We start from the raw sequence: 14,507 nt of genomic DNA, 5'->3' as shown, positions 1-14,507 counted from the left end.
AACATAACCCACTGATGAATCATAAGGATATTCTCAATACATATTTTATCAATAACGTATGTATTAATAACATTTGTATTAATATGCCAACACTGTAGATGGAGCACGGAAAGCCAACGGCATTTCAGTTTCATCTTCAAATGTGACAAATTCCCAGGCACTTTCTTGTGCCAGAACTGCTTGCAGCAATTTATTGTTCAATGCATGACCTGATTTAAACGCAGTAAATGCACCGATAATGTTATAACCACACATAAACAAATCACCGATGGCATCCAGCATCTTATGTCGGACAAACTCATCTTCAAAACGCAAGCCATCTTCATTGAGTATGCGGTAATCATCTACCACAATTGCGCAATCGAAGCTGCCACCTAAGCACAAGCCCTGAGATTGCAGATACTCAATGTCACGCATAAATCCAAAAGTACGCGCACGACTAATCTGACGAACAAAAGAATCCGCAGAGAAATCCAGACTATAACGCTGAGAGCTGGAATCAATAGCGGGATGTTTAAAGTCAATGGTAAAATCCAGACTAAAACCGTGATATGGTGCCAATTCAGCCCATTTATCACCATCTTCCACGCGTACTTTATCCTTCATGCGCACAAATTTTTTCGCAACGCTCAGCTCTTCAATACCTGCATCCAACAGCAGGAAAACAAATGGGCTGGCGCTACCATCCATAATTGGAATTTCTGGTGCATCAACTTCAATAATAATGTTATCGATACCCAGACCCGCCAGTGCCGCATTCAAGTGCTCAACGGTTGAAATCCGCACATTCTGTTCATTGACCAGACAAGTGCAGAGCATAGTATCACGCACGGATTTGGCATCTGCCGGAAAATCTACCGGAGGATTCAAGTCAGTACGACGATAGATGACCCCGGTATTAGCCGGCGCTGGACGCATTGTCAATGTGACTTTTTTACCGGTGTGTAAACCAACCCCTGTCGCCTGAACAATACGCTTTAATGTCCTTTGTTTGATCATCGTTTATATCTCGCAATGTTACCGATCCTGCCAATCACTATAAAATATGATTGGCAGAATATTTTAACACAAAAAGCGGAGAAACCAATTTTTTAGCTATCAATCAGCCTGCTTGCGCAAAAATGCCGGAATATCTAGATAATCAGGTTCCTTACTTGTTTGTGTATTTTGATCATTAACCACTTTTGCAGCTGGTTTATTCTCATCAGACAATGACGACATTCCACCAGGCATCTGCTGGTAACGACGGTCCAATGTACTTGATTGAGATGATTTGTTGTTAGTTACCAGTGTAATTTCAGGACGTTTATCCATCCCAATGCCGGTAGCCACAACGGTGACACGCAGCTCGTCATTCATATCTGGATCCAGTGACGTACCGATAACCACCGTTGCATTGTCAGAAGCAAATGCACGGATGGTGTTACCGACCGTTTCAAATTCATCCAGACGCAAATCAAAACCTGCTGTAATATTGACCAGAACACCACGCGCTCCAGACAAATCAATATCTTCCAGCAATGGGCTGGAAATGGCCATTTCAGCCGCTTCTTCTGCACGATCTTCACCTTGTGCAATACCTGAGCCCATCATGGCATAACCCATTTCAGACATCACGGTACGAACGTCAGCGAAGTCAACATTCATCAATCCGGGACGGGTGATCAGTTCAGCGATACCCTGAACCGCACCTTTCAGTACGTCATTGGCTGCACCAAACGCATCCAACAAAGAGATACCACGCCCTAGTACTTTCAGTAACTTGTCATTTGGAATCGTAATCAATGAGTCCACATGTTTGGACAGCTCAGTGATACCCTGTTCCGCGAAGGCCATACGCTTCTTGCCTTCAAAATTAAATGGTTTGGTGACAACAGCAACAGTCAGGATACCAAGTTCTTTGGCAATCTCAGCCACAACAGGAGCAGCCCCAGTTCCTGTACCACCGCCCATACCGGCAGCAATAAACACCATGTCGGCCCCTTCCAGTGCAGTACGCAATGATTCGCGATCTTCTTCCGCCGCTGTACGACCGACTTCAGGGTTTGCACCAGCGCCTAATCCTTTTGTAATGCCGTTGCCAATCTGGATAGTCTGACCGACAGCTGTTTTGCGCAACGCTTGAGCATCAGTGTTAACCGCAAAGAAGTCTACACCTTCAATACGCTCACGCACCATATGTTCAACAGCATTACCGCCGCCACCGCCGACGCCGATGACTTTAATCACCGCGTCATTGGTTAATTCCAGTGGTTCAAACATAATTTCTCTCCGTTTTGTGCCTTTATGTCGAGGCCGGCGTCATTTTCACGGCCTCTGTATAAAAAATCAAAATTCTTTTCTCAGCCAGCTACTGACTTTTTTAAACCAGCCGCCCACTGACGTTCTTTTATCAGCATCAGAATCTCCGCCAAGGTGGGATTCTTTGCCATAATGCAGAAGTCCGACTGCTGTTGAGTAGCAAGGCTCCTGCACATAATCTGTCAAGCCGGTAATGTTCAGGGGACGACCAATACGTACTTGAGTATGGAATACCCGTTGAGCACATTCGGCCAATCCATCTATTTGAGCACCCCCGCCTGTTAAAACGATACCTGCGGCCAGATGATGTTTTACTCCCTGCTGACGCAACTGCTCCTGCAATCGCAAAATTTCATCATTTACTAAATTCAGCAGTTCGGTATAACGTGGCTCAATAACCTCAGCCAATGTCTGGCGTTGTAAACTACGGGGAGGACGCCCTCCCACACTTGGGACTTCGACGCTTTCATCCTTGCTGACTATCGAACCCAACGCGCAACCGTGGCGCACTTTGATGGTTTCAGCGTCACTAGGAGGTGTACCAAATGCATAAGCAATATCACTGGTAACAACATTTCCTGCATATGGGATCACTTTGGTATGACGCAATGCACCGCCAGTGTATACAGCGATATCCATCGTTCCGCCGCCGATATCAACGACACATACACCTAATTCACGTTCATCTTCTGTCAAAACAGCATAACTTGCTGCTAATCCTGCAAAAATAAGCTGGTCAACTTTCAAGCCACAACGCTCAACAGCTTTTACAATGTTTTTCGCCATGTCGTTATGGCAGGTAATCAAATGGACTTTGGCCTGCATCCGCACGCCAGAAAGCCCAACTGGGTTTTTGATCCCTTCCTGATAATCAATAGCGTATTCCTGTGGGATCACATGCAAAATGCGGTGTTCATCGCGAACACGAACTGATTTGGCGGTATGGACTACACTGTCCACATCATCCTGTGTCACTTCTTCTTCTGAAATTGGCACCATACCAATCTCATTCTGACAACTAATATGCTTGCCAGATAGCGCCAGATAAACTGAGGATATTTGGCAATCTGCCATTAATTCAGCCTGGTCAATCGCACGCTGAACACATTTAACGACTGACTCAAGATCATTGACACCACCTTTATCCATGCCGCGGGATGGACAACTTCCCACTCCGATAATATTAACCATACCATCGGGCAGAATTTCACCAACCAGGGCAGATACCTTTGCTGTCCCGATTTCAAGGCCAACTACTAATTTTCTGTCCGTTGATTTGATCATCGTTATTCTGCCTGTCTCTGTATTATTGCCAGTCACTATTTATTTTCTTGCCCGTTCATTAAAGCCGGCGCATCAGTTAATAAAGGGGCCCAACCTACCGCAGCACCACTGTCATAACGTAAGTCCACATAGGCCACACGTTTTTCCGTGTTTTTCTGTAAGACAGGATAAAGTTCAATAAAACGTTGAATTCGTTCTTCTTGATCTTTAACGCCTAACTCCAACCGGATGTCATTATCCAGTACCAGTTGCCAAGAATTACGTGCCGTCATGATCACTGCTTTCAATTTCATTTTATGTGCAGCAAGCTGTACAGCCATTATGCGATATTCTGCCAATACGACTTTTTCTTTGCCTTCCGGGCCATAGAGCATGGGATAATGTCCCCCGGCACTACGCTCAATCGGTAAACTGAACACCCTTCCTTCCGCATCCAACATACGCGTATCATTCCAACGCACATAAGGCACGTATTCTACCAGATGAATTTTCAGTTCATCAGGCCACTGTTTACGTACAGTGACTTGCCGAATCCATGGTAGTTGCTCTATCTGTTCCTGGATGACATTCACATCCTGTGTCATAAATGTCTCAGGCGTTCCCAGTGACAGAATGGCCTGTCTGACATCATCATTCGTGGTGTAATGCCGCTCACCGGTCAGTACCAGTTTTGAAAGTGGCAGCCTGTTTGGATCCTTCATCCACTCTAATGTCATCCAGCCTCCCCATGTGATAGTGCCAACCACTATCAAGAAGAAGAGGATCCCAGCCAGATAATAACCATTACTGGGGCGGGAGCTTCTAACTTCAATCTCCCGCGTATTCCGGGCTGCCTGTGACATATCAATCGGCCAGCTCCAGAATTCTCGCTACTAACTGTGAAAAATTTAAGCCTGCCTGACGTGCAGCTATGGGCACCAGACTATGACTCGTCATACCTGGAGAAGTGTTCGCTTCTAATAAATAGAAATTGCCATTGCCATCATCCATAATATCAACCCGTCCCCAGCCACAGCAGCCCAGCACCTTATAGGCTTTTGATGCAATATCAGCCAACTCCTGCTCTTTTTCTGCACTCAAACCACTTGGACAGAAATATTTCGTTTCGTTGGAAATATATTTAGCTTCATAGTCATAAAATAATTCCGGTGCCTGAATCCGAATGGAGGGAAGAATCTCATCACCAAGAAATGCTACTGTATACTCAGGGCCAAACAGCCACTTCTCAACCAGTACATCTGTGTCATATTGGAACGCCAGTTCCAATGCACCACGCAGCTCTGAATAGTCATTCACTTTGGTCATACCGACACTGGAACCTTCCAGATTCGGCTTCACCATAAGTGGCAGCCCTAATTCTTGAACATATTCTTTGAGTCGAAAATCATTAAGTTGTTCAAATTTTTGAGGATTAATCACGACATAAGGGGGAACGGGCAGTTTTGCTCCCTGCCATAACAGTTTTGTGCGCAATTTATCCATTGATAAGGCGGATGCCATTACACCGCTGCCGGTATAGGGGATCTGCAAGAATTCCAACACACCCTGCAATGTACCATCTTCTCCACCACGCCCATGCAGAGCAATAAAGACTTTGCTGTACCCCTCTTCTTTGAGTTTAGTCACATCAAAGTATTTTGTATCGACTGGATGTGCATTAATGCCTGCTTCTCTCAACCCAGCCAGAACAGTTTGCCCCGATTGCAGTGAAACTTCACGCTCAGCGGAAGTTCCCCCAAACAGAACAGCGACCTTATCAACCATGATGCTCCCCCTCATTAAAAGATGGCTGTAATTTTGTTTCAGCCAAATTGCGCGCTATTTTACCGATATTCCCGGCACCTTGTACTAATACTAAGTCGTTGTTTTCCATTATTTGTGACAACATGACTGAAATTTGTTCCGGTTCTGACACAAATATAGGGTCTAACTTCCCTCGACTTCGGATGGTACGACATAAGGAACGGCTGTCCGCCCCCGGAATCGGCGTTTCTCCTGCCGAATACACATCCAGCATTAATAAAACATCCACCTGATTTAAAACATTGGCAAAATCATCATACAGATCACGCGTTCTCGTATAGCGATGAGGCTGGAATACCATGACAATACGTTTATCCGGCCAACCAGTTCGTGCCGCTTTAATCGTGGCATCAACTTCGGTCGGGTGATGACCATAATCATCCACTAACATCACACCGCCTTCTTTGCTATTAATATTCCTGAGGGAAAATTCGCCAAGAAAATCAAAACGACGGCCGGTTCCCTGAAATTCAGCCAGTGATGCCAGAATAGCGGCATCATCAATTCCTTCTTCGGTCGCAACCGCAACCGCAGCAGTGGCATTCAACGCGTTATGCCGCCCCGGTGCATTCAGAACGACATGAAGTTCAGGCGAATCTTCACGACTGATAGTGAAAAAGCCCTGAGCACCTTTTTGTTCATAATGGGTAATACGAACATCAGCCTCTTTGCTGAAACCATAAGTCGTGACATAACGCCCGATGCGGGGAATTAACTCCTTCACAACTGGATCATCGACACACATCACCGCACGACCGTAAAACGGCAAATTATGCAGAAAGTTGACAAATGATTGCTTCAGGTTTTCGAAATCGCCCTGATAGGTATCCATATGATCCGGTTCAATATTAGTCACAACAGCCATCATAGGCTGCAAATGCAGGAAAGAAGCATCGCTTTCATCCGCTTCTGCAATCAGGTAACGGCTAGTACCGAGACGAGCATGAGTCCCCACTGCTTTGACTAATCCACCATTGACAAATGTAGGATCAAGGCCGGCCTGAGCATAGATGCCTGCAATCATCGCCGTTGTCGTGGTTTTACCATGTGTTCCTGCAATCGCAATCCCATGCCGATAACGCATCAGCTCTGCCAACATTTCTGCACGACGGATAACAGGAATACGTGCTTCACGGGCAGCAATAATTTCCGGGTTGTCAGCAGGAATTGCAGTGGATGCAACAACCACACTGGCATTACGCACGTTTTCCGCACGGTGATTAAAATAAATGGTTGCTCCCAGAGCAATCAGCTGTTGTGTAACAGGGTTGGGAGCCAGATCAGAACCACTTATTTGGTAACCTTCATTAGCCAACACCTCGGCGATACCACCCATGCCAGCACCACCGATGCCAACAAAGTGGATATGCCTGACTTTTCTCATTTCAGGCACTGAAGCTCTTAGTTTCGCCAACTGTTGTATATTCACGTTTTAATCTTCACTCGTTAGGTTTACATCACTGTTCTGCTGTTATTCAGAACACATAGAACTATTTAGAACGGCCTGAATATTTTTCGGCAGCATCAATTAATGCCGCAGCCACTTGTTCAGTTGCATTAATAATGGCAACGGAGCGGGCTTTTTCTGCCATTTCCCGCAATTGCGGGCGCTGCCACTGTTTCAGCAATTCCACCACAGCATCAGCCGTAAATTGGGGTTGTTCGAGTATCTTTGCCGCCCCTGCTTTCTCCAGTGGTAAGGCATTCCAGTATTGCTGACGATCTTTATGTTGAAATGGCACAAAAATCGCGGGTAATCCTGCTGCTGATACTTCACTGACAGTCAATGCGCCGGAACGACATACTACGATATCGGCCCACGCATAAGCCTGCGCCATATCATCAATAAATTCAGTCACTTTAAATTCAGAACTAACTGCGTTCCCATATTTTTTCTGAGTCTCTTCTTGCGCCCCTTTTCCTGCCTGATGCCATATAGTGATGCTGTCCCCCATGCGTACGGCCACTTCCGGCATAGTCTGGTTCAGGATCCTCGCCCCCTGGCTCCCCCCAACAACCAACACGCGGACAGGCCCTTGTCTGCCTGCAAGACGCTCTTGCGGCACAGGTAGTGCCAATACGTCTTTACGCACAGGATTACCAACTACAGGTGCTTCAGGAAATGCTCCCGGAAATGCTTGTAAGACTGTTTTCGCAATTTTCGCCAGCCAGCGGTTAGTCAATCCGGCAATGCCATTTTGCTCATGCAGAATAACCGGAATACCGCACAGCCATGCTGCAATGCCGCCCGGCCCCGAAACATATCCGCCCATTCCCAGCACCACATCCGGCTGATAGTGTTGGAGAATTGCTTTAGCCTGCCGGATCGCCTTAAAAATTCTGACAGGGGCGGCAAGCAACGCTTTTATCCCTTTACCGCGCAATCCCGAAATCTGAATAAATTCAATATCTATGTCATGTTTCGGAACTAAATCAGCCTCCATGCGATCAGCCGTTCCTAACCAGCGAATATCCCAGCCCTGTTCTTTTAAATAATGGGCGACCGCCAATCCCGGAAACACATGGCCTCCAGTACCGCCTGCCATTACCATTAACCGCCGGTTTTTGCCACTCATTTAGGGCTCCTTACGAACGCCTGTGCTTTTGCCAGACGCACTTCATAGTCAATTCGCAATAATAAAACGATGGCTGTTGACATCACGATCAAACTCGAACCACCGTAACTTATAAGAGGTAATGTCAGCCCTTTCGTCGGCAACATTCCAGAAGCAGCACCGACATTGATAAATGCCTGAAAGCTGAACCAGATACCAATGGCACATGCCAGAAAACCGGCAAAACGCTGATCAAGCTGTAATGCCCGGCGGCCAATCATCATTGCGCGGAAAGCGACGAAGAATACCATTGCCAACACTAAAACCACACCCAAATAACCTAATTCTTCTCCTAAAATAGAGAAAATAAAGTCAGTATGGGCTTCCGGCAGGTATTCCAGCTTCTGAACAGAGTTCCCCAGCCCCTGCCCAAAAAAATCTCCACGACCAAATGCCATCAGGGATTGTGTGAGCTGGTAACCACTGCCAAAGGGATCATCCCATGGATTCAGGAAAGAGGTCACCCGGCGCACCCGGTATGGTTCAGCCACAATCAACACGACTACGGCAAAGAGCCCACAGCCAATGATGGCAAGAAATTGCCATAATTTTGCCCCCGCCAGAAACAGCAGAGCCAGTGTTATCACAAACAGCACAACCACCGTTCCCAGATCAGGCTGTGCCAGCAGTAAGATAGCCAGCGCAATCATGACCCCCATCGGTTTACAGAATCCCCAGAAGTTGTTTCTCACCTCTTCTACTTTTCTCACCAAATAACTGGAGAGATAACAAAAGAGCGATAACTTCGACAATTCCGCCGGCTGAATACGCAGAGGGCCAATCGCTACCCAACGTGATGCTCCATTAACTGAACTGCCAACAAACAACACCACGATCAACATCATGATCGTAACCAATAACATGACGTTGCTGTAACGCTGCCAAAACTCCATCGGAATGCGTAGTGTGATAAGTGACAGACTAAACGACAGAATCAGATAAATTGCATCGCGACGCGCAAAGATAAATGGATCTTGTGCAAGGCGCTGACCAACCGGCATTGAGGCTGATGTCACCATGACAAAACCAATCACGACTAACCCGAATATCATCCAGACCAGGGTACGATCATACATGACGATATCTGTGGGATCGGTCTCCACATTATCCGTCAGCCAATTTTTAAATTTACCAAGGCCTGGAATGGTCATTAGCCTAGCTCCTCCGCCAAACGGGCGAATTCACAGCCCCGATGTTCAAAACCATTAAACTGATCAAAGCTCGCACAAGCCGGTGACAATAACACCATGTCTCCGGCAATCAATTTCGGTGCAATTTCCCGCATCGCCTGTTCCATCGTATCCGTCAATCTGGAGATTTCCGGGCGCAGCTGTGCCAGTTGATTGCCATCACGACCAAAACAGTAAAGGCGAATGTTATTCCCTAATACATAAGGTCTGAGTGACGTGAAATCCGCCTCTTTTCCATCTCCACCCACTAAAAGATAAAGTGTACCTTCCAGGGTCAGACCACTCAGCGCAGCCTGAGTACTGCCTACATTTGTTGCTTTAGAGTCGTTTACCCAATGAACACCGTTTCTCATGTGTACCACCTGAAAACGATGCGCCAACCCCTGATAAGTTCGCAATGCCCGCAGGCTCGCCTCACGGGGTATACCTACAGCATCTGCCAGCGCTAATGCTGCAAGTCCGTTGGTATAGTTATGTTGCCCGGTCAGACACATTTCCTGTGTGGATAACAGTGGTTGTTGGTTGACGATCAATTGCTGATGTTCACTATCAAGTTGATAATCACCATGGCCTACCCCAAAACTGATACAACGGCTATCTTTACCTGCCATTGGCAGGCTCAGCTCATCCTGTGCATTCACTACACACACTTTTGCCTGATCGTAGATACGCAGTTTTGCAGCACGGTATTGTGCCAAACCTTCAGGGTAACGAACCATATGGTCTTCAGTGACATTCAAAACTGTCGCTGCGGCTGCCCGCAGGCTGTAAGTCGTTTCAAGCTGAAAACTGGAAAGCTCCAGCACATATAGCTGGCACGGTGGCTGTTTAGGCAATTGTTTCAACAGCGCTAAAGCCGGGATGCCGATGTTACCACCTACACCAATCTGCCATCCCGCTTCTTTTGCCATTTCACCAACCAGACTGGTCACTGTACTTTTGCCATTTGAACCGGTGATAGCCACAATTGGTGCTGTTGCTTCACGACAAAACAGTTCAATATCTCCGACAATTTCAACCCCGGCATCAGCCGCTGCCCGCAATTCAGGTGTTGCCAGTGCAATACCCGGGCTGGAGACAATTAAGCCGGCTTCCATCAACCATTGGGTATTGAAACTGCCTGTATGACATTCAATGTTATTAGCTAACTTATCAATTCCCGGCGGCACGCTACGGGTATCTATCACACGTGGGATCACACCGCGCGCCATGAAAAAATCGACACAAGAAAGCCCGGTTAACCCCAACCCAACTATGACAACTTTTTTATCTATGTAGTTAGAAGCAATATAGTTAGAAGCAATATAGTTGGGAGCCGTGTTGTCAGGCACAATGTTGTTAGTCATATAGTTAGTCATGATTAACGTACCTTTAATGTTGCCAGACCAATCAGCACCAGCATCAAAGAAATAATCCAGAAACGCACAATAACCCGCGGTTCTGGCCAGCCTTTCAGTTCATAGTGGTGATGAATAGGTGCCATGCGGAAAATACGTTGTCCTCGTAACTTGAACGAACCAACCTGCAAAATGACGGACAGCGTTTCCATAACGAATACTCCGCCCATAATGACCAGCAGGAATTCCTGACGCAGTAATACCGCAATGGTTCCCAGTGCCCCGCCCAAAGCCAATGAGCCGACATCTCCCATAAATACTTGGGCCGGATAAGTGTTGAACCACAAGAAACCCAACCCTGCTCCGACAATTGCGGTACAAACAATCACCAGCTCACCTGCACGGCTTAAATATGGAATGTGCAGATAGTTAGCGAAATTAACATTACCTGTCGCCCACGCCACCAATGCAAAGCCAGCTGCTACAAACACTGTTGGCATAATTGCCAATCCATCCAGACCATCCGTCAGGTTAACGGCATTACTGGTGCCTACAATTACGAAATAAGTCAACAGGATATACAGCAGACCAAGCTGCGGCATCACCTCTTTGAAAAATGGCACAACCAGTTGTGTTGCTGGTGTATCTTTACCAATGCTGTACATTGTAAATGCCACACCCAGTGCCAGTACGGATTGCCAGAAGTATTTCCAGCGGGCAATCAGTCCCTTGGTATCTTTACGCACAACTTTCCGATAATCATCAACGAACCCTACGATTCCATAACCCAGCAGAACGACCAGTACGCACCAAACGTAAGGATTATCCAGACGTGCCCATAACAGAACAGAAATGGTAATGGAGAACAGGATCAACAACCCGCCCATAGTCGGGGTTCCGCGCTTACTTAAATGGGATTCCGGCCCGTCATTACGCACGACCTGACCAATCTGTAATCTTTGCAGGTAAGCAATTAAAGTTGGCCCCATCCACAGCGCAATAAACAATGCAGTCAGCAAGCCGACAATGGCTCTGAACGTCAGATAGGAAAAGACGTTAAAACCGGTGTGATATTTAACCAGATATTCGGCTAACCAAACTAACATTGGAAGTTCTCCTTCAACGAGTCCACTACCTCTTCCATTTTGGTACTGCGTGAACCTTTAATTAATACAGAAACCGTTTCGTATTTTTTCAGTAAAGGAAGCAGAGCTGCAACTAATTCAGCCTTGTTTGCAAAATGCTGCCCCCGCCCACTTGCATCAGAGATATGTACACTTAAAGGTCCGACGCTAATGAGTTGATCAATATTTGCAGATGCTATGGCTTCACCAACCTGACGGTGACACTCAACCGCCTGTTCTCCCAATTCACCCATATCGCTGACAACCATCACGCGATAACCCGGCATCCGGGATAACACTTGCGCTGCGGCAATCATAGAACCCGGATTGGCATTATAGGTGTCATCCAGTACCATCTTTCCCTCGGCCAAATGAACAGGGAATAAACGCCCTGGGACAGCTTTCAACTCCAATAGACCAGCGTGAATATTGTCAAGGGAGGCCCCCACGGAAATCGCCAGCGCACTGGCAGCTAACACATTGGCAATATTATGTTTGCCGGGTAGCGGTAATATGACGTTACGACTTCCAATTGGTGTATGCAGGCAAAAATGCGTTTCCAACAACTGCTCTTGAATATCTGTCGCGTAAAAATCAGCTCCTGCTGTCGGGGTAATAGAAAAACGCCATACTGTCTGTTGCTCACTGATATTCTGCTGCCAGTTATGCCAGTCGTTGCTCTCCAGATTGATAATGGCGGTTCCTGTTGGTGAAAGCCCTACAAAAATTTCACCTTTTGCTTTTGCAACTCCCGCCAACGAGCCAAATCCTTCCAGGTGAGCGGAAAACAGGTTATTTACCAGTGCACTTTCAGGACGTACCATTTCAGTGGTATAAGCAATTTCACCAATGTGGTTAGCGCCCAACTCAATCACGGCAAACTGGTGCTCCTGAGTGAGTCTGAACAGGGTTAATGGCACACCGATATCGTTATTGAAATTCCCCGCGGTATACAGCGTATTACCACATTGACGCAAAATCGCGGCGGCCATCTCTTTCACCGATGTTTTGCCGGAAGAACCGGTCAATGCAACAACTCGCGCATTACTTTGCTGACGAACCCAGCTTGCCAGTTTGCCCATTGCCAAACGGGTGTCCTGCACGAGCACTTGAGGACAATCAAGCTCAAGAAGCCGGCTAACCAATAATGCCCCTGCTCCCCGTTTCGCAACATCAGCCGCGAAGTGATGGGCATCAAAATTTTCCCCTTTTAAAGCAATGAACAGATCACCACGAGCTATTTTGCGGCTATCAGTTTCTACAGATTGAATCTGAGCTGTAGCAGCCTGTTGTTCGGAAACGCAATGTAGCGTTCCTTCTGTAACTTGTGCCAGTTGCTGGAGTGTCAATGGGATCATGCGGCTACCCCCAATAGACGTGCAACCGTCAGGCGATCTGAGTAATCCAGCCGACGATTACCCACTAGTTGATAATCCTCATGGCCTTTACCTGCTACCAGCACGACATCTTCCTCACCCGCCTGCATGATGGCACTGGTGACAGCTTCAACACGCCCATGAATAACCATTGCACTTCCCGGGTTGATGAAACCTGCCAAAATATCCGCAACAATGGACTGAGGCTCTTCACTACGAGGGTTATCATCAGTAACAACAATCCGGTCAGCCTGTTGTTCCGCAACGCCTCCCATCAGTGGACGTTTGCCTTTATCGCGATCCCCTCCACAACCAAATACACACCAAAGCTGCCCCTTACAATGCAGCCGTGCGGCAGCCAGTGCTTTTTCCAATGCATCAGGCGTGTGAGCATAATCCACGACAACTGTAGGATGACCTGATGCCGAAAAGACTTCCATACGTCCACAGACTGGCATCAGACAAGATGCCGTCTTCAACAGTTTTTCCAATGGATATTGCAGTGATAATAGTGTTGCAATCGCCAATAGCAGGTTGCTGACATTAAAAGCCCCCATCAGAGGACTCTCGATAGTTCCTGCTCCCCAGCCAGAGTTAAATGCAATGGAGGCACCTTTATCGTGATAACGAATTCCCTCCGCTGATAACCAACGCCCCTGCCAACTTTCCGGCAAACGATTTTCCATCGTGACAGCAACGGCTTCTGGCAGACAAGAGAGCCATTTCAGCCCAACCTCATCATCGGCATTAATAATCTTCTGTTTGACATCATGGTTACTGAACAACAACCATTTGGCTTCTTCGTAATTTTTCATGTCACCGTGATAGTCAAGATGATCACGGCTTAAGTTAGTGAAAACAGCAGCCTGAAAAGGTAATACAGCTACTCGCCCTTGAATCAGGCCGTGTGAAGAAACTTCCATTGCTGCAAAAGTCGCTTTCTGATTGACGAGCTGTTGTAAATCAAGCTGAATATCAACGGCGGAGCCTGTGGTATTTTCACTGGGAACTGTCATACCTAGCAGGCCATTCCCTACCGTGCCCATTACCGCACTGGTTTCTCCAAGAGCCTGACTCCACTGTGCCAATAATTGTGTTGTCGTGGTCTTACCGTTGGTTCCCGTCACACCTACCAGTTTTAATTTATTACCCGGATGTTGATAAAATTCACCTGCTAATTTCGACAGTTTATTATTTAAATCATCAAAATAGATAACCGGAACACCGTGTATTTCCTGAATGGTGCCGTTATCCGCTTTTCCCTTCGCTTCAGCGATCACCGCAGCAACCCCTTGAGCGATGGCTTGAGGAATGTATTTTCGACCATCTGTCTGATGCCCTTTAATCGCAACAAACAGATCTCCGGCAGCCACTTTGCGGCTGTCCAATGTCATTTCTCGCAGCGGAAGCTCAGGAGCATCAACTCCCCAAAGAGCCAATAAATCGCGCAAATTACGATCTTCCACTTTTATCCTCT

Annotated in this window: 12 protein-coding genes; all 12 read right to left on the bottom strand. The window is 46.9% G+C overall.

Features of this window, described 5'->3' with window-relative positions; all coding sequences use genetic code 11:
- Positions 1–78 precede the first annotated feature (78 nt).
- The gene (lpxC, locus tag BDD26_RS10540) at positions 79–999 is read right to left on the bottom strand and encodes a UDP-3-O-acyl-N-acetylglucosamine deacetylase (RefSeq protein WP_038270102.1); all 921 of its coding nucleotides are present in this window, start codon (positions 997–999) and stop codon (positions 79–81) included.
- 99 nt (positions 1,000–1,098) lie between these two features.
- Positions 1,099–2,262: a cell division protein FtsZ gene (gene ftsZ / locus BDD26_RS10535; RefSeq protein ID WP_115826504.1), complete on the bottom strand. Its 1,164-nt coding sequence runs from the start codon at positions 2,260–2,262 to the stop codon at positions 1,099–1,101.
- A gap of 66 nt (positions 2,263–2,328) precedes the next feature.
- On the bottom strand, positions 2,329–3,585 hold the full coding sequence (ftsA, locus tag BDD26_RS10530) for a cell division protein FtsA (RefSeq protein WP_038269974.1): 1,257 nt from the start codon (positions 3,583–3,585) through the stop codon (positions 2,329–2,331).
- A 35-nt stretch (positions 3,586–3,620) separates the two neighbouring features.
- Positions 3,621–4,427 (bottom strand): cell division protein FtsQ, encoded by an 807-nt coding sequence (ftsQ, locus tag BDD26_RS10525; RefSeq protein WP_115826503.1) that lies wholly within the window; start codon positions 4,425–4,427, stop codon positions 3,621–3,623.
- A 1-nt stretch (position 4,428) separates the two neighbouring features.
- Positions 4,429–5,349 (bottom strand): D-alanine--D-alanine ligase, encoded by a 921-nt coding sequence (locus tag BDD26_RS10520; protein ID WP_038269968.1) that lies wholly within the window; start codon positions 5,347–5,349, stop codon positions 4,429–4,431.
- Positions 5,342–6,817 (bottom strand): UDP-N-acetylmuramate--L-alanine ligase, encoded by a 1,476-nt coding sequence (gene murC / locus BDD26_RS10515; protein ID WP_038269964.1) that lies wholly within the window; start codon positions 6,815–6,817, stop codon positions 5,342–5,344. Before murC ends, BDD26_RS10520 begins: the two co-directional genes overlap by 8 nt.
- A 61-nt stretch (positions 6,818–6,878) precedes the next feature.
- Positions 6,879–7,964, bottom strand: coding sequence for an undecaprenyldiphospho-muramoylpentapeptide beta-N-acetylglucosaminyltransferase (murG, locus tag BDD26_RS10510; RefSeq protein WP_038269962.1), 1,086 nt, complete (start codon positions 7,962–7,964; stop codon positions 6,879–6,881).
- Positions 7,961–9,154, bottom strand: coding sequence for a cell division protein FtsW (gene ftsW, locus BDD26_RS10505; RefSeq protein ID WP_038269959.1), 1,194 nt, complete (start codon positions 9,152–9,154; stop codon positions 7,961–7,963). Before ftsW ends, murG begins: the two co-directional genes overlap by 4 nt.
- Complete coding sequence (murD, locus tag BDD26_RS10500; protein ID WP_244922712.1) at positions 9,154–10,551, bottom strand: UDP-N-acetylmuramoyl-L-alanine--D-glutamate ligase; 1,398 nt, start codon at positions 10,549–10,551, stop codon at positions 9,154–9,156. The genes ftsW and murD overlap by 1 nt, the downstream gene beginning before the upstream one ends.
- A 2-nt stretch (positions 10,552–10,553) precedes the next feature.
- Entirely contained in the window at positions 10,554–11,636 is a 1,083-nt protein-coding gene (gene mraY / locus BDD26_RS10495) for a phospho-N-acetylmuramoyl-pentapeptide-transferase (RefSeq protein WP_038269956.1), read from the bottom strand.
- Entirely contained in the window at positions 11,630–13,012 is a 1,383-nt protein-coding gene (gene murF, locus BDD26_RS10490) for a UDP-N-acetylmuramoyl-tripeptide--D-alanyl-D-alanine ligase (RefSeq protein ID WP_115826502.1), read from the bottom strand. The genes mraY and murF overlap by 7 nt, the downstream gene beginning before the upstream one ends.
- A complete protein-coding gene (gene murE / locus BDD26_RS10485; protein ID WP_038269952.1) occupies positions 13,009–14,496 on the bottom strand; it encodes a UDP-N-acetylmuramoyl-L-alanyl-D-glutamate--2,6-diaminopimelate ligase in 1,488 nt (495 codons plus the stop codon). Before murE ends, murF begins: the two co-directional genes overlap by 4 nt.
- Positions 14,497–14,507: the final 11 nt, after the last annotated feature.

This window comes from Xenorhabdus cabanillasii, from assembly GCF_003386665.1.
In the GTDB taxonomy this organism is placed as follows: domain Bacteria; phylum Pseudomonadota; class Gammaproteobacteria; order Enterobacterales; family Enterobacteriaceae; genus Xenorhabdus; species Xenorhabdus cabanillasii.
Note: the sequence above shows the minus strand (reverse complement) of the source record. Positions and strands in the feature narration are given on the sequence as shown.

What these genes read in the sequence shown, in the direction of transcription:
- mraY (WP_038269956.1), bottom strand. Translation starts at nt 11,636, where the DNA reads ATGTTAGTTTGGTTAGCCGAATATCTGGTTAAATATCACACCGGTTTT.
- murG (WP_038269962.1), bottom strand. Translation starts at nt 7,964, where the DNA reads ATGAGTGGCAAAAACCGGCGGTTAATGGTAATGGCAGGCGGTACTGGA.
- ftsW (WP_038269959.1), bottom strand. Translation starts at nt 9,154, where the DNA reads ATGACCATTCCAGGCCTTGGTAAATTTAAAAATTGGCTGACGGATAAT.
- murD (WP_244922712.1), bottom strand. Translation starts at nt 10,551, where the DNA reads ATGACTAACTATATGACTAACAACATTGTGCCTGACAACACGGCTCCC.
- ftsQ (WP_115826503.1), bottom strand. Translation starts at nt 4,427, where the DNA reads ATGTCACAGGCAGCCCGGAATACGCGGGAGATTGAAGTTAGAAGCTCC.
- ftsZ (WP_115826504.1), bottom strand. Translation starts at nt 2,262, where the DNA reads ATGTTTGAACCACTGGAATTAACCAATGACGCGGTGATTAAAGTCATC.
- ftsA (WP_038269974.1), bottom strand. Translation starts at nt 3,585, where the DNA reads ATGATCAAATCAACGGACAGAAAATTAGTAGTTGGCCTTGAAATCGGG.
- murF (WP_115826502.1), bottom strand. Translation starts at nt 13,012, where the DNA reads ATGATCCCATTGACACTCCAGCAACTGGCACAAGTTACAGAAGGAACG.
- BDD26_RS10520 (WP_038269968.1), bottom strand. Translation starts at nt 5,349, where the DNA reads ATGGTTGATAAGGTCGCTGTTCTGTTTGGGGGAACTTCCGCTGAGCGT.
- lpxC (WP_038270102.1), bottom strand. Translation starts at nt 999, where the DNA reads ATGATCAAACAAAGGACATTAAAGCGTATTGTTCAGGCGACAGGGGTT.